The sequence below is a fragment of the Streptomyces melanogenes genome (genome assembly GCF_014649795.1).
In the GTDB taxonomy this organism is placed as follows: domain Bacteria; phylum Actinomycetota; class Actinomycetes; order Streptomycetales; family Streptomycetaceae; genus Streptomyces; species Streptomyces noboritoensis.
Genome location: NZ_BMTS01000003.1, coordinates 69,938 through 85,020, shown reverse-complemented (window position 1 = coordinate 85,020; position 15,083 = coordinate 69,938). Strand labels below are relative to the sequence as shown.

At 72.1% G+C, this 15,083-nt stretch carries 16 protein-coding genes; 9 read left to right on the top strand and 7 right to left on the bottom strand.

Annotation, left to right across the window (positions count from 1 at the left end; translation table 11 throughout):
* Positions 1-64: 64 nt before the first annotated feature.
* A complete protein-coding gene (locus IE252_RS07405; RefSeq protein ID WP_190088511.1) occupies positions 65-724 on the bottom strand; it encodes a pirin family protein in 660 nt (219 codons plus the stop codon).
* A gap of 80 nt (positions 725-804) precedes the next feature.
* On the opposite strand from IE252_RS07405, the gene IE252_RS07400 reads away from it, so the two are divergent.
* From IE252_RS07400 to fabF, 5 genes are all read left to right on the top strand, one after another.
* Complete coding sequence (locus IE252_RS07400; protein WP_190088510.1) at positions 805-2,001, top strand: PucR family transcriptional regulator; 1,197 nt, start codon at positions 805-807, stop codon at positions 1,999-2,001.
* Positions 2,002-2,090: 89 nt separating this feature from the next.
* Complete coding sequence (locus IE252_RS07395) at positions 2,091-3,032, top strand: ACP S-malonyltransferase (protein ID WP_190088963.1); 942 nt, start codon at positions 2,091-2,093, stop codon at positions 3,030-3,032.
* A gap of 13 nt (positions 3,033-3,045) precedes the next feature.
* Entirely contained in the window at positions 3,046-4,041 is a 996-nt protein-coding gene (locus IE252_RS07390) for a ketoacyl-ACP synthase III (protein ID WP_190088509.1), read from the top strand.
* A 55-nt stretch (positions 4,042-4,096) separates the two neighbouring features.
* Positions 4,097-4,345 carry an acyl carrier protein gene (locus tag IE252_RS07385; RefSeq protein WP_190088508.1) on the top strand — a complete coding sequence of 83 codons (249 nt, stop codon included), beginning with the start codon at positions 4,097-4,099 and terminating at the stop codon, positions 4,343-4,345.
* Positions 4,346-4,445: 100 nt separating this feature from the next.
* On the top strand, positions 4,446-5,708 hold the full coding sequence (gene fabF / locus IE252_RS07380; protein WP_190088507.1) for a beta-ketoacyl-ACP synthase II: 1,263 nt from the start codon (positions 4,446-4,448) through the stop codon (positions 5,706-5,708).
* 67 nt (positions 5,709-5,775) lie between these two features.
* On the opposite strand, the gene IE252_RS07375 is transcribed toward fabF, so the two are convergent.
* Positions 5,776-6,270 carry a DUF3145 domain-containing protein gene (locus IE252_RS07375; protein WP_101388175.1) on the bottom strand — a complete coding sequence of 165 codons (495 nt, stop codon included), beginning with the start codon at positions 6,268-6,270 and terminating at the stop codon, positions 5,776-5,778.
* A gap of 315 nt (positions 6,271-6,585) precedes the next feature.
* Here IE252_RS07375 and IE252_RS07370 point away from each other — a divergent pair, with 315 nt between their 5' ends.
* Both IE252_RS07370 and IE252_RS07365 read left to right on the top strand, forming a co-directional pair.
* Entirely contained in the window at positions 6,586-7,512 is a 927-nt protein-coding gene (locus IE252_RS07370; protein WP_190088506.1) for an SGNH/GDSL hydrolase family protein, read from the top strand.
* Between the two features lie 168 nt (positions 7,513-7,680).
* Positions 7,681-8,904 carry a pyroglutamyl-peptidase I gene (locus IE252_RS07365; protein ID WP_190088962.1) on the top strand — a complete coding sequence of 408 codons (1,224 nt, stop codon included), beginning with the start codon at positions 7,681-7,683 and terminating at the stop codon, positions 8,902-8,904.
* A 313-nt stretch (positions 8,905-9,217) separates the two neighbouring features.
* On the opposite strand, the gene IE252_RS07360 is transcribed toward IE252_RS07365, so the two are convergent.
* Positions 9,218-10,033, bottom strand: coding sequence for an NAD(P)-dependent oxidoreductase (locus IE252_RS07360; RefSeq protein WP_190088505.1), 816 nt, complete (start codon positions 10,031-10,033; stop codon positions 9,218-9,220).
* Positions 10,034-10,091: 58 nt separating this feature from the next.
* On the opposite strand from IE252_RS07360, the gene IE252_RS07355 reads away from it, so the two are divergent.
* On the top strand, positions 10,092-11,018 hold the full coding sequence (locus IE252_RS07355; RefSeq protein ID WP_190088504.1) for a LysR family transcriptional regulator: 927 nt from the start codon (positions 10,092-10,094) through the stop codon (positions 11,016-11,018).
* On the opposite strand, the gene IE252_RS07350 is transcribed toward IE252_RS07355, so the two are convergent.
* From IE252_RS07350 to IE252_RS07340, 3 genes are all read right to left on the bottom strand, one after another.
* On the bottom strand, positions 10,993-11,793 hold the full coding sequence (locus IE252_RS07350; protein ID WP_190088503.1) for an EI24 domain-containing protein: 801 nt from the start codon (positions 11,791-11,793) through the stop codon (positions 10,993-10,995). The two genes, IE252_RS07355 and IE252_RS07350, sit on opposite strands and share 26 nt — an antisense overlap.
* Before the next feature lie 117 nt (positions 11,794-11,910).
* Positions 11,911-12,336, bottom strand: a complete 426-nt coding sequence (locus IE252_RS07345; protein WP_190088502.1) for an organic hydroperoxide resistance protein — start codon at positions 12,334-12,336, stop codon at positions 11,911-11,913.
* Positions 12,337-12,474: 138 nt separating this feature from the next.
* Positions 12,475-13,503 (bottom strand): NADP-dependent oxidoreductase, encoded by a 1,029-nt coding sequence (locus tag IE252_RS07340; protein WP_190088501.1) that lies wholly within the window; start codon positions 13,501-13,503, stop codon positions 12,475-12,477.
* A 116-nt stretch (positions 13,504-13,619) separates the two neighbouring features.
* On the opposite strand from IE252_RS07340, the gene IE252_RS07335 reads away from it, so the two are divergent.
* Positions 13,620-14,042 carry a MarR family winged helix-turn-helix transcriptional regulator gene (locus tag IE252_RS07335; RefSeq protein WP_190088500.1) on the top strand — a complete coding sequence of 141 codons (423 nt, stop codon included), beginning with the start codon at positions 13,620-13,622 and terminating at the stop codon, positions 14,040-14,042.
* Positions 14,043-14,224: 182 nt separating this feature from the next.
* Here IE252_RS07335 and IE252_RS07330 read toward each other — a convergent pair whose 3' ends face one another.
* Complete coding sequence (locus IE252_RS07330; protein ID WP_190088499.1) at positions 14,225-14,941, bottom strand: SCO2400 family protein; 717 nt, start codon at positions 14,939-14,941, stop codon at positions 14,225-14,227.
* Between the last annotated feature and the right edge of the window lie 142 nt (positions 14,942-15,083).

The window sequence follows — 15,083 nt, the reverse complement described above, 5'->3', positions numbered from 1 at the left end:
TAGGGGCGCGGGGAACTGCGCGAGCAACCCACCACACACCCGCAGACAAACCCCGGGCCCCCGCCTACGTTTCGTTCAGTTCCCAGAACAGCACTTCCGCCCGGGTCGTCGCCACCACATCCACGCCCGTCTCCGACGTCAGTCTTGCCGAGTCGCCCGGGAAGAGGTGTTGGGAGGACAGGGTGACCTCGCCGCGTACCACGTGGACGTAGACGCCGGGGGCGTCGGGCACCGCCGTGCGCTCGCCCGGTGCCAGACGGCGGACGTACAGCATCGCCCCCGCCGCCAGCACCGCGTACGGCGTGGAGTCGGCTATGCCGCGGACGATCTCGTACGACGGGGTGCCGCCGGGCTGCCGGGGGGCCAGCCACATCTGGACGAAGACCAGCGGGACCGTGCCGTCGTTGCGCTCCTCGTGGCGGACGCCTCCGGCCGAACTGAGGTGCTGGACGTCCCCCGCCCGTACGACCGTGGCGCGGCCCGTCGAGTCGCGGTGGGTGAGCTCGCCCTCCACCACCCAGGTGACGATCTCGGTGTGGCTGTGCGGGTGCTCGTCGAAGCCCGCGCCCGGCGCGAGCCGCTCCTCATTGCAGGCCAGGACCGGGCCGAAGCGCAGGTTGTCCGGGTCGTAGAAACCGCCGAAGGACAGCGCGTGCAGGGACTCGATGCCCGCCGCCGCGTCACCGCCCCGGTAGCGCTCGCGGGCTCGCCTCACGGAAATCACGGGGTCCACGGTAGGGCCTGCCGGGCGCCCCGAACCCCCGGCAGGGCACGCACCCGTCCTGATAAGGCAGTCTTGTCCCCGTGCCCGAACCCGAATCGCCGCAGCCGCCGAACGCCGCCCATCCGCACGCCGCGACCCTCAAGCGCCTTGAGCAGTCCTCCGGCCGGCTCGCCGCGAACGCCATCGCCCGCATGGACGAGACGCTGCCGTGGTACCGGGCGATGCCGCCGGAGAACCGGTCCTGGATCGGTCTGGTCGCCCAGGCCGGCATCGCGGCCTTCACCGAGTGGTTCCGGCACCCGGACACCCCGCAGGCCATCTCCACCGACGTCTTCGGGACCGCGCCCCGCGAGCTGACCAGGGCCATCACCCTGCGCCAGACCGTGGAGATGGTGCGCACCACCATCGAGGTCATGGAGACCGCGATCGAGGAGGTCGCGGCGCCCGGCGACGAGTCGATCCTGCGCGAGGCGCTGCTGGTCTACGCCCGCGAGATCGCCTTCGCCACCGCCCAGGTGTACGCCCAGGCCGCCGAGGCACGCGGTGCCTGGGACGCACGCCTCGAGTCGCTGGTCGTCAACGCCGTGCTCTCCGGGGAGGCCGACGAGGGCGCCGTGTCGCGGGCCGCCGCGCTCGGCTGGAATTCTCCCGAGCACGTGTGCGTAGTGCTGGGCACCGCCCCCGACGGCGACAGCGAACTCACCGTCGAGGCGATCCGGCGGGCCGCCCGGCACGCCAAGCTCCAGGTCCTGACCGGCGTCCTCGGCGACCGCCTGGTCGTCATCGCGGGCGGCAGCGACAACCCGCTCCAGGTCGCCAAGGCCCTGATCGGGCCGTACGCGGCCGGTCCCGTGGTGGCCGGCCCGGTCGTCCCCGACCTGCTTGCCGCCACCCGCTCCGCACAGGCCGCCGCCGCCGGACTCAAGGCGTGCTCGGCCTGGCAGGACGCCCCCCGGCCCGTTCTGGCGGACGATCTCCTGCCGGAGCGCGCGATCGCCTCCGATCCGGCCGCGCGCGACCAGCTGGTGGAGGAGATCTACAGACCGCTGGAGGAGGCGGGCTCGGCGCTCCTGGAGACGCTGAGCGTCTATCTGGAGCAGGCGAGCAGCCTGGAGGGCGCGGCCCGGATGCTCTTTGTGCACCCCAACACCGTGCGCTACCGGCTACGACGTGTGACGGACGTCACCGGTTGGTCGCCCTCCGATGTACGTTCCGCCTTCACGCTCCGGATCGCCCTGATCCTGGGGCGTCTGGCCGACGGAGATCCGCAGTCCTAGACTTTTGTCGGACACCCACAATTCCCCCGACGGTTCTTCGTCCCTGTCCCCACGGGCGAGCAGGGCCGTCCACAAGAGAGAGTGTGAGAGTGCTCGTACTCGTCGCTCCCGGCCAAGGCGCTCAGACGCCCGGCTTCCTGACTCCCTGGCTCGACCTCCCCGGCGCCGCCGACCAGCTCGCCGTGTGGTCCGACGCCATCGGGCTCGACCTTGTCCACTACGGCACGCAGGCGGACGCCGACGCGATCCGCGACACCTCCGTGGCCCAGCCCCTGCTGGTCGCCGCGGGGCTGCTCTCCGCCGCGGCACTGGGTGACATCACCCCCGGCGCGGTGGCCGGCCACAGCGTCGGCGAGATCACCGCCACCGCGTACGCCGGGGTGCTCACGCAGGAGGCCGCGCTCGGCTTCGTCCGCAAGCGGGGCCTGGCCATGGCCGATGCCGCCTCCGTCACCGAGACCGGTATGGCGGCGCTGCTCGGCGGCGACCCCGAGGTCGTCTTCCCGCACCTGGAGAAGCTCGGCATCACCCCGGCCAATGTGAACGGCGCGGGCCAGGTCGTGGCCGCGGGCACCCTGGAGCAGCTGGCCGCCCTGACGGCGGACAAGCCCGAGGGTGTGCGCAAGGTCGTGGCGCTGAAGGTGGCCGGCGCGTTCCACACGCACCACATGGCCCCCGCGGTCGCGGCACTCGACGAGGCGTCGCGCTCGCTGGACATCGCCGACCCGAGGCTCACGTACGTCTCGAACGCCGACGGCAAGACCGTCGCCACCGGCGCCGAGATCGTGGCCCGCCTGGTCAACCAGGTTTCGAACCCGGTCCGCTGGGACCTCTGCATGGAGACGTTCCAGCAGCTGGGCGCCACCGCGCTGATCGAGGTGTGCCCCGGCGGCACCCTGACCGGCCTGGCCAAGCGCGCGCTGCCCGGTGTGAAGACCGTCGCCCTGAAGTCCCCGGACGACCTCGAAGCGGCCCGCGCGCTCATCGCCGAGACCGGGACACCTGCCGCTGACGCGGCGGGCGCCGAATAAGGAGCCGCAGCGCATGTCGAAGATCAAGCCCAGCAAGGGCGCGCCGTTCGCCCGGATCATGGGCGTCGGCGGCTACCGCCCGACCCGGGTGGTGCCCAACGAGGTCATCCTGGAGAAGATCGACTCGTCCGACGAGTGGATCCGCTCCCGCTCCGGCATCTCCACCCGGCACTGGGCCTCCGACGAGGAGACCGTGACGGCGATGTCGGTGGAGGCCGCGGGCAAGGCCATCGCGGACGCCGGTCTCACCCCCGAGCAGATCGGCGGTGTGATCGTCTCCACGGTCTCGCACTTCAAGCAGACCCCGGCCGTCGCCACCGAGATCGCGGACAAGATCGGCGCCGTCAAGCCGGCCGCGTTCGACATCTCCGCGGGCTGCGCGGGCTTCGGCTACGGCCTGACCCTCGCCAAGGGCATGATCGTCGAGGGTTCGGCCGAGTACGTGCTGGTCATCGGCGTCGAGCGGCTCAGCGACCTGACCGACCTGGAGGACCGCGCGACGGCCTTCCTGTTCGGTGACGGCGCGGGCGCGGTCGTGGTCGGCCCCGCGGACGAGCCGGGCATCGCCCGTACCGTCTGGGGCTCCGAGGGCGACAAGTCCGAGACCATCAAGCAGACCGTGCCGTGGACCGAGTACGACAGCTCCGGCAAGTTCCCCGCGATCACGCAGGAGGGCCAGGCGGTGTTCCGCTGGGCCGTGTTCGAGATGGCGAAGGTCGCCCAGCAGGCGCTGGACGCGGCCGGAATCACCGCGGACGACCTGGACGTCTTCATTCCGCACCAGGCCAACATGCGGATCATCGACTCGATGGTGAAGACCCTCAAGCTGCCGGAGCACGTCACGGTCGCCCGTGACGTGGAGACCACCGGCAACACCTCGGCCGCCTCGATCCCGCTCGCGATGGAGCGGCTCCTGGCGACCGGACAGGCGAAGAGCGGCGACACCGCGCTCGTCATCGGCTTCGGGGCGGGTCTCGTCTACGCCGCGACGGTCGTTACCCTCCCCTAGGCACACCGGATCTTCCGGATGCCCATAAACCCGTAAAAAACCGAAGGAGCGCCACATGGCCGCCACTGAGCAGGAGATCCTCGAGGGTCTCGCCGAGATCGTCAACGAGATCGCCGGTATCCCCGTCGAGGACGTCCAGCTGGACAAGTCCTTCACGGACGACCTGGACGTCGACTCGCTGTCCATGGTCGAGGTCGTCGTCGCCGCCGAAGAGCGCTTCGAGTGCAAGATCCCGGACGACGACGTCAAGAACCTGAAGACCGTCGGCGACGCCGCGGACTACATCCTGAAGCACCAGGCCTGATCCGGTACCCCCGGAATCAGTCCCGGACTCAGTTCCGCGTGACTGCCGCCACCCGGCGGTGGCGCCGCTGATCCCCCCTTACACCGTGGAGAAATTTCCTGTGAGCTCGACCAATCGCACCGTGGTCGTCACCGGTATCGGCGCAACCACACCGCTGGGTGGCGACTCCGCCTCGACCTGGGAAGGTCTGCTGGCGGGCCGTTCCGGCGTCCGGCCCCTGGAGGGCGAGCGCTTCGCCGACCTCCCGGTCCGCATCGCCGCCACCGCCGCCGTCGACCCGGGCGAGGTACTGCCCCGCCCGCTCGCCCGCAAGCTGGACCGCTCGGCGCAGTTCGCGCTGATCGCGGCCAAGGAGGCCTGGGCCGACGCGGGCTACACCGCCCCCGCCGGCGAGGACCAGCCGATCGCCCCCGAGCGGCTCGGCACGGTCATCGCCTCCGGCATCGGCGGTGTGACCACCCTGCTCGACCAGTACGACGTGCTGAAGGAGAAGGGCGTACGCCGCGTCTCCCCGCACACCGTCCCGATGCTGATGCCGAACTCCCCCTCGGCCAACGTCGGTCTCGAGGTGAACGCCCGCGCGGGCGTCCACACCCCCGTCTCCGCCTGTGCGTCGGGCGCCGAGGCGATCGGCTACGCCGTGGAGATGATCCGCACCGGCCGCGCCGACGTCGTGGTCGCCGGCGGCACCGAGGCGGCCATCCACCCGCTGCCGGTCGCGGCGTTCGCCAACATGATGGCGATGTCCAAGAACAACGACCACCCCCAGCAGGCCTCGCGTCCGTACGACAAGGCCCGGGACGGCTTCGTCCTCGGCGAGGGCGCCGGTGTCGTCGTCCTGGAGTCGGCCGAGCACGCCGCCGCGCGCGGCGCCCGGGTCTACTGCGAGGTGCTGGGCCAGGGTCTGTCGGCCGACAGCCACCACATCGCGCAGCCCGAGCCGACCGGCCGGGGTGTCGCGGCGGCCCTGCAGAACCTGCTGGACTCCACGGACCTGAAGGCCTCCGAGGTCGTCCACCTCAACGCGCACGCGACGTCCACCCCGCAGGGCGACGTCGCCGAGATCAAGGCGCTGCGCAAGGTCCTCGGCGACGACATGGACCACATCGCGGTCTCCGCGACCAAGTCCATGACCGGGCACCTGCTCGGCGGCGCCGGCGGCATCGAGACCGTCGCGACGGTCCTGGCGCTGTACCACCGGGTCGCGCCCCCGACCATCAACGTCGACGACCTCGACGACGAGGTCGAGGCCGACATCGTGCGCGGCGAGCCGCGCGCGCTGCCGTCCGGGTCGATCGCCGCGATCAACAACTCGTTCGGCTTCGGCGGGCACAACGTCGTGCTGGCGTTCCGCTCCGTCTGAGGCGTACGTACGTAACGAGGAGGGCCCCCACCGAGCGGTGGGGGCCCTCCTCGTTACGCGTCGTAGGTCAGACGACCTGGTGCAGCCAGCGGACCGGGGCTCCCTCGCCCGCGTACCGGAACGGCTCCAGCTCGTCGTCCCAGGGCTTGCCGAGCAGGCGGGCGATCTCGGCCTCCAGGTCGGTCTCGCCGCGCACCGAGCGGGCGAGCGCGGCCCGCAGCCGGTCCTCGGGGATCAGGATGTCGCCGTGGATGCCGGTGACCGCGTGGAAGATCCCCAGGTCGGGCGTGGCGCTGTAGCGCTCGCCCTCGGCCTTGGCGCACGGCTCTGCCGTGACCTCGAACCGCAGCATCTGCCATCCGCGCAGGGCGGACGCGAGTTTCGAGGCGGTGCCGGGCTCGCCCTGCCAGGAGAACTCCGCTCTCCAGGTGCCGGGCGAGGCGGGCTGGCGGATCCAGTCGAGCTGGACGCGCACACCGAGCACCCCGGCCACGGCCCACTCGACGTGCGGGCACAGCGCGCGGGGGGCGGAGTGGATGTACAGAACTCCACGTGTCGTCACCGGGACCTCCAGTGCGGTTCGAGGTTCGCCTTCCCCAGCGGCCTCGCGCCCCTACCGGTCTCGGTCAGGACAGCACCTGACATTCTGCCCCGGGGTTCAACAGTAAACAGCATCGGGAGTTAATCTCCTGAATGGGGACAGTATGTGACGTGATGTAATTTACCGGAGCCGTCTGGCGTGGTTCCTCTGGCTGGACGGGCCAAAGCTACCGCGCGGAGCAGACAGAAAGGTGTCGTACGGTCGGTCCTGGGCCCGGGAAACACGAAGCTTTCACTCGCCAGGACGCCAGGGGCACCCGAGGGAGGGGACCAGGGGATGGACCAGGGGACGTTGCCGACGCGCCGAAGCCGCTCCGCACGGGGCCGCACCGCTGCCGCCGCCGCTCTCACGGCGGTGACCCTCGCCGTCACGGCGGGGTGCACCAGCTCTGAACCATCCGCCGGGCACCGCGCCGGAGCGGCCCCCAAGCCGTCGCCGACGCCCACCTCCCACTGGAACCCCCGCCCCGCGTCGATCGCGGCCGTGGGCGACTCCATCACGCGGGGCTTCGACGCCTGCATGGTCCTCTCCGACTGCCCCGAGGCGTCCTGGGCGACCGGCAGCGACCACGGTGTGCGCTCGCTGGCCACCCGGCTGCTGGGCGCCGGCCAGGCGGCCGCCCGCAGCTGGAACTACGCCAAGACCGGCGCCCGGATGTCCGACATCCCCGGCCAGCTGACCCGGGCGGCGGCCCACCGCCCCGAGCTGGTCACGGTGATGGTCGGCGGCAACGACGCCTGCCGGGACTCGGTCGACGGCATGACGTCGGTGGCCTCCTTCCGGGCAGGCTTCGAGACGTCCCTGCGCCAGCTGCGCGCCACCCTGCCCAAGACGCAGGTGTACGTGTCGAGCGTGCCGGATCTCAAGCGCCTCTGGTCGGAGGGGCGGGGGAACGCCCTGGGCAAGCAGATCTGGAAGTTGGGCATCTGTCAGTCCATGTTGAGTGACGCGGACGACCTGGGGGCGGCGGCGGTCGAGCGGCGTGACGCGGTGTACGCGCGGGTGGTGGCGTACAACAAGGCGCTCAAAGACGTGTGCGCGAAGGACCGTTACTGCCGTTACGACGGGGGCGCGGTCTTCGACTACCGCTTCACCGACGACCAGCTGAGCCACTGGGACTGGTTCCACCCCAGCAAGGACGGGCAGGGCAGGCTGGCGGAGATCGCGTACCGCAACGTGACGGCGGCAAGCCCGCCGAGGTAGCCGCGGGAGCGCGAGCCGACGGCCGAATCCCTCCCCTCCCCCTCCCGTGGCCTCTCGTCCCCCTGTTCACACGGGAGTTCCTTCTCGATACTGGCCGCCCAGGCCTCGACGGAAGGATGCGCGGTGGTACGTGTACGGGTGGCGCGGCTGGCCCTGCTGGTGGCTTCGATGACGGTGGGCGCCGTGCTCGCGCCGGTCCCGGCGCAGGCGCAGGCCCCGGCCGCGACGGGGGCGCCGCCGACCGTGGAGGAGCGGCGCCTGGACCTGGCCGTACCGCAGGAGATACTGCGGCGCTCCGGGTTCGACGGCGTGGCCCCGGAGTTCGCGCGCGAGCTGCGCGGCGTACGGTCCTACCGGCAGGCCGAGCGGCTGGTCGCCCGCGAGGGCGGGGCGCTGTGGCGGCGGGCGGTGGACCGGGCGCAGGGCCGCGGCCCGGCGGGCGGCGACCTGAGCCGGGACGACGACCGGCCGCTGTACTGGGCGCGGCTGGGGATGACGCGGGAACTGCGGGGCTGGGAGCCGGGATTCGGCCTCTCGGCGGGGCGGCGGGCGGCGCTGCTGGACGGGTTGGAGCGGGCGTCACGCGGCCAGGACTCCCTTGCGTACGGCTCGGGTTCCGGCTACAAACGCATCCTGCTCACCGGCTTCGACCCCTTCACGCTCGACCGGGACATCCGGATCAGCAACCCTTCGGGGGCGACGGCGCTGGCGCTCGACGGCACGTGGATCTCGACGGCCGCCGGGCCCGCCCGGATCGAGACGGCGGTGTTCCCCGTCCGCTGGGCCGACTTCGCGGCGGGCACGGTCGAGCGCACGCTGCGGCCGGTGCTGCCGAAGGTCGACCTGTTCACCACGGTGAGCCAGGGGCGGGTCGGGCGGATCGACATCGAGCGGTTCAACGGGGCGTGGCGGGGCGGGTTCCCGGACAACGAGAACGTGTCGCGGACGGAGACGGTGCCGGTGTCCGACCCGTCGAGCCAGCCGCAGTGGACGTCGACGACGCTGCCGTACGGGGCGATCGTGGCGGCTCGGACGGGGCCGTTCCCGGTGTACGACCACACGTCGGTGACGGAGATTCCGGTGGGTGGGGCGGGGCCGGTGGTGCGGGAGGCGGGGCCGTCCGCCGGGTCTGTGGCGCGGGCGGGAGGCGGGGGTGACTACCTCTCCAACGAGATCGCGTACCGGGCGACGCTGCTGCGGGACCGGTTGGGTCTGGCCATTCCTGGGGGGCATGTCCACACGCCGGTGCTCCAGTTCGGGCCGGACAACGCGGATCCGTCGACGGGATCGATCACGGATCCGGAGTTCGTGCGGAACCGGGGGGAGATTGTGGGGCAGGTGCGGGCGATAGTGACGACGGCGGCAGCGTCCCCCACCCCACCCCTTCCCTAAACCCTCTGGGGGTGGGTGGGGGCTGAGGTAGTCCGACACCTTGCGGGGCCTGCGGCCCCTGCACCCCGCGTCGTTCGTCTGCGGACCGTGGATGGCTGGTCGCGCAGTTCCCCGCGCCCCTACAGGAGCGCCCCGAAGGGGCGCATTTAGGGGCGCGGGGAACTGCGCGAGCAACCGGCCACGGTCCGCAGACGGACACGGGCCCGGGGCGCAGCCCCGTAGCGGGGTCTGGGGGCGTAGCCCCCAGCAGCCCACCCCGACCCATCACCCCGGCCGCCCGCCCGAGGGCTTTCGGGAAGGGGTGGGGTGGGGGTTAATCCCGGAGGGACGACAGGTCGGAGCCCGTCAGGTCCGTTCGGCTCGCCAACACCCCCCGTACCGCCTCCAACACCGGCAGCCCACCCACCCCCACCGCCAACGCCACATCCTTCTCCGCCAGCTCCACAGGGAAGTACGCCTCCGTCGCGAACGCCCGCCCCACCAGACCCCCCATCGGACTCGCCGCAAGAGAAGTCCGCACCAGCGAGTCCGGCAGGCCCAGCGCGGCAGCCAGACGCAGGGACTCCGCCACCAGCGCCACCCCACCGATCACCGCACTGATCAGCACCAGCTTCAGCGAAGCCCCCGTACCCACCTCCCCGCACCGGGTCACCGACCCCAGCTCGGCGAGCAGTTCGGCCACCGGCTCCGTGTCGCCGCCCGCGAGGATCAGGAGTTCGCCCGTCGCCGCCCGGTCCACGCTCCCCATCACCGGCGCGTCGATGAGCGCGACCCCGTCGGGGAGGCGGGAGGCCAGCTCCCGGACCGTGTCCGGGCCGACCGTCGACGTGTCGATCCACGTCGTCCCCGCCCGCAGCGCCGGAAGCATCGCGTCCGCCACGGCGAGCGCCGCCGCCGGGTCCGCCAGCATCGTGATGACCACGTCGGCGTCGCGGACCGCGTCGGCGGGGGTCGCGGCGGCCACGGCCCCCTCGGCGACCAGCGCCGACGCCTTGCCCGCCGTACGGTTCCAGACCGTCAGCCCGTACCCCGCCGCGAGCAGCCGACGCGCCATCGGCGCCCCCATGTTGCCCAGCCCCAGAAACGCGACCGTCTTCGTCTTCTCGTTCTTCGTCTTCTCGCTGCTCATGGGACGACCGTACGAACCAGCCCACCCATGCCACAAGCGAATGTCTAGCATGGGAGCCATGAGCTCTCCGCATGCCACCACCCACAGCCTCTACGACGTCTTCCTTCGCGTCGCCTCCGACGGCTCCTTCACCGCCGCCGCCCAGGCCCTCGGCTACACCCAGTCCGCCGTCTCGCGGCAGGTCCAGACGCTGGAGGACGAGTTGGGGAGCGTGCTCTTCGACCGGCTGGCCCGGGGGGTGCGGCTCACCGAGGCCGGACGGGTGCTGGTGCCGCACGCCGAGGCCGTACGGGACCGGCTCGCCGCCGCCCGCGCCGAGCTCTCCGCGCTGCGCACGCTCGACGGCGGGCTGCTGCGGATCGGGGCGTTCTCGACGGCCGACGCCGCGCTGCTCCCCCGCGCCCTCGCAGCGTTCCGCCGCCGCCACCCCGGGGTGACCCTCGCCCGTACCGAAGGGCCCTCCGTGAAGCACCTCGGGCTGCTCGCCGCCGGGGAGCTGGACATCGCCGTGGTCAGCGCCACCGCCGGGCGCGCCCTCGACGGCTGCGCGCTGCGGCACCTGCTCGACGAGCCGATGTTCGTGGCGATGCCGCAGGACCACCCGCTGGCGGGCCGCGAGCGGGTGCGGCTGGCCGAGCTCGCCGACGAGGAGTGGGTCGCGGGCAGCACCCGGCCCGAGGACACGCTGATGCGACCCGTCCTGGAAGGCGGGTTCCGGCCGCGCACGACCCTCGTCGTACGGGACTGGATCGCCAAGCAGGGCTTCGTCGCGGCCGGGCTCGGCGTGACGCTGCTGCCCGCCCTGGCCGCCGACTCGGTGCGCGCGGACATCGTGCTCGTCCCCGTGCACCCCGACGACGTACCGACACGGGCGGTCTACGCGGCGACCCCGCACGGCCGCGCCGACTCCCCGGCCGTGGCCGCCTTCCTGGCCGAACTGCGGTCGGCGGCGCGGCAGATCACGCGGTCGTCAGACCGCCCGTAGATTCCGGCTCCGGCTCCGGCTCCGGTGACGCGGGCGTCTCCTCGCGCAGGTCCCGCACCATCAGTGTCGCCCCCGCCACCGCACCCGGCATCAGGAACACCGCCACGAACGGCACCAGGAACGCCAGCGTCAGCGGGACGCCGAAGCCGAGGACCAGCAGCCGGCGGGTGCGCAGCAGGGCGAGGCGCTCCGCCAGCTCCACTCCCCGGCGCTGGAGCGCCACCGCCGTCAGCTCCTCGGTGAGGAAGAAGCCGGAGACGCAGAAGCCGATCGCGGGCACCACCGTCTGCCCGACCACGGGCAGGAAGCCGAGGGCGAAGAGGAGGATGCCGTACAGGACGACGCGCGTCAGGACGCGTACGGAGTCGCGCGCGGAGATCCACAGCTCGCGCCAGAGCGGCAGGCCGGACTCCGGTGCGTCGCCGCCGCTCTCCGCGCGGTCGACGTCCTCGGACAGCTTCTCGTAGAAGGGCTGGCCGACCAGGAGCGTCACCGCGGTGAAGGTGATCACCGCGAGGAACAGGCCGAACGCGAAGACCAGCGCGGTGAGGAACCCCCGGAACAGGCTCAGCCACGGCGAGGACCAGCCATCGGCGAACGGGGTCGCCCAGCCGACGAAGTCGTCCGCCCCGTAGGCGAGCCCGGTCAGCGCCGCCGCGTACAGGACCAGGGTGACCAGTCCGGGCAGCAGTCCGACCCCCAGGGACCGGCCGTGCCCGGTGACCCATCGCTGCCCTTTGACCAGATAACCGAAGCCCGCCCCGAGATCACGCATGGCCGAACTCTATCGGCCGGTAACCGCCCCTCTCGTACGGGAGTTCCCCGCTCCGGAACACGGCGGAGGGCCGCACCCCCGCGTGCCGGGGTGCGGCCCTCCGTACGAACCGAGGCGTCAGGCGACCGCGAGGTCGACCGTGATGTTGCCGCGCGTGGCCTTCGAGTACGGGCACACCTGGTGCGCCTTCTCGACGAGCTCGCGCGCGGTGGCCGCGTCCACGTTCGGGATGGTCGCGGAGATCTTGACGATGATCCCGAAGCCGTCGTCGTTCTTGCCGATGCCGACCTCGGCGGTGACCGTGGAGCCGGATATGTCGGCGTTCTCCTGGCGCGCGACCACACCGAGGGCGCCCTGGAAGCAGGCGCTGTAACCGGCCGCGAACAGCTGCTCCGGGTTGGTGCCCGCGCCGCTGCCGCCCATCGCCTTCGGCGGGTTCACGACCACGTCGAGCGAGCCGTCGTCGGTGGCGACCCGGCCGTCCCGGCCGTTCTCGGCGGTGGCGACGGCGGTGTACAGAACGTCGGACTGCTGGATGGACATGCTGGGTGCTCCTCCTGCTCGTCCCCAGCCGCTCGCGCCCACGACAGCCGGGATGTGGAAAGACCTTATCGGATGGCGGAAGTCATCCGATAAGGTCTTCACGGTTCCACCGGCGTGGCAGAGGTCACTCGGGCGGGGTCACTCGCCCAGCGAGACGACCATCTTTCCGGTGTTCTCGCCCCGGAGCATGCCGAGGAACGCCTCCACGCCGTTGTCGATGCCCTCGACGACCGTCTCGCCGTACTTCAGCTCGCCGGAGGCGATCCAGCCGGCCACCTCCTGGACGAACTGCGGCTGGAGCGCCGCGTGGTCGCCGACGAGGATGCCCTGGAGCCGCAGCCGCTTGCCGATGATCATGGCCATGTTGCGCGGGCCCGGGGTCGGCTCGGTGTCGTTGTAGCCCGCGATCATGCCGCAGATGGTGGCGCGGCCGTGCACGTTGAGCGAGGAGATCGCCGCTTCGAGGTGGTCGCCACCGACGTTGTCGAAGTAGACGTCGATGCCGTCCGGGGCGGCCGCGCGCAGCTGGTCGCGGACCGGGCCGTTCTTGTAGTTGAAGGCGGCGTCGAAGCCGAGCTCCTCCACCAGCCACTTCACCTTCTCGTCGGAACCGGCCGAGCCGATCACCCGCGAGGCGCCCTTGAGGCGGGCCATCTGGCCGACCTGGCTGCCGACCGCGCCGGCCGCGCCGGAGACGAAGACCGCGTCGCCCTCCTTGAAGGAGGCGACGTCGAACAGGCCCGCGTACGCGGTCAGGCCCGTCATGCCGAGCACGCCGAGGTACGTGGAGAGCGGGGCCAGCGAGGCGTCGACCTTGGTGGCGTGCTTGGCGTCCAGGTCGGCGTACTCGCGCCAGCCGAGCCCGTGCAGCACGTGGTCGCCGACGGCGAAGCGCTCGTCGTTCGAGGCCACGACCTCGCCCACCGCGCCGCCGTCCATCGGCTTGTCGAGCTGGAACGGCGGGATGTACGACTTCACGTCGTTCATGCGACCGCGCATGTACGGGTCGACGGACATGAAGAGGTTGCGGACCAGGATCCGGCCCTCGGCGGGCGCGGCGACCGGGACCTCGCGCAGCGCGAAGTCGGCCGGAACGGGCCAGCCGTGCGGGCGGGCGACGAGGTGCCATTCACGGCTGGTGGCGGGGAGTGCGGACGGTGCGGACATGAGGGTGCGTCCTCCTGCGGTGCGGGTCTGCCGGATCCGGCGGATTACTTCAGGTACTGAAACAACCATGCTCCTGGATATTTGAGATTGTCAAGTAACTCGGTACGCTGGTACCCATGGCCATGCGTATGGATCCCCTCACCGTCGAAGTCGTCGAACTCATCGGCTCGGTGGTCGCGCGCTACCACGAGGAGTACGAGCGTGCCGCCGCCGAGCACGCGCTCACCGGCGCGCAGGCGCGCGTCCTCGGGCTGCTCTCGCTGGAGCCGGTGGCGATGCGGAAGATCGCGCGGAAGCTGAAGTGCGAGCCGTCGAACGTCACGGGGATCATCGACCGGCTGGAGGCCCGCGGCCTCGTCGAGCGCCGCCCCGACCCGGCCGACCGCCGAGTCAAACTGGCCGCCCCGACGGAGGAGGGCCGCCGGATGGCAGCCGCCCTCCGCGACTCCCTGGACTTCGCCCGCGAACCGCTGGCGGAGCTGTCGGCGGAGGAGCGGACGGTACTGAGGGATTTGCTGCGGCGGATGCTGGGGCAGTGAGGCCCGGGGTTCGTCTGCGGGTGGGTGGGGGTGCTGGTCGCGCAGTTCCCCGCGCCCCTAAAAGTGCCGCTGCGCGGCATCCCCCTGGGCGTCCCGAAGGGGCGCATCTAAGGGGCGCGGGGCTGTGACATTTGCGGCTCCGCCGCGTGGGCGCGACCAGTTGGGGACGGCCCGCAGACGAACTACAAGCACCACCAGAGGAAGCGGTTGCAGGTCTGAGTGGGGGTCGGCGAAGGAGTTGGCGCCGGTGGTGCCGGGGTGTCCGACGTCGACGGCTGGGGCGAGGTCGACGGGAGCGGGGAGCCGTCCGGGCCCGTAGGCGTGGGCGCCGGGGCGCTGGGCGCGTGGGTCGGACCGGTGGCCGGGTGCGAGCCGCCCGGGGCGGGGGCGCCGGTCCCGCTGCCACTGCCGGTGCCGCCCGGACCGGGGCGCGTACCGCCCGCAGGGGGGTGACTCTTGCCGTGCCCCGTCCCCGCCGGCACCGCACTAGGCCGCTTGGGCCCACCCGCATCGCTCGCGTCCGGCGCCGGCGCCGACGTCTCCTGCGAGATCTGCTCCTCCTCGTGTACGGAGGTGGCGGCGCCGCGGTCGTCGGGCGGCGGCTCGATGGCGAGCTGCGCGATGCCCAGCGCGCCGGCCGCGAGGACCACACCCGCCGAGCCGAACAGCACGAGGCGGCCGCGCCGCTTGCGGGCGCGGCGGCGCGGGCGGGCCGCCCGGGGCGGTTCGCGGCGCGCGCGGCGGTGACCCGCGGGGGCCGGGTCCGCACCGGATGCGGCGGCCTCGTACACCCCGAGGTCGATGGTTTCGGGCTGCCGCAGCTCCTCCGCGGGGGTGCCGCATCCGGCGCAGGCCAGTGCGCCGTTGAGGTGCCGTCGGCAGGCGTGGCAGTAATCCATGGCCAACGGAGGCTATGCGGGGAGCGGTCAACAATTGGGGCCGGGAATGTGTGGATCTTGTGTGGAACCCCATCTTCCACGGCGCGTCGGGGGCACGAAGTCGGGCGTTCGGTGCGTTGTCGGTGGGGCCGGGCAGGATGGG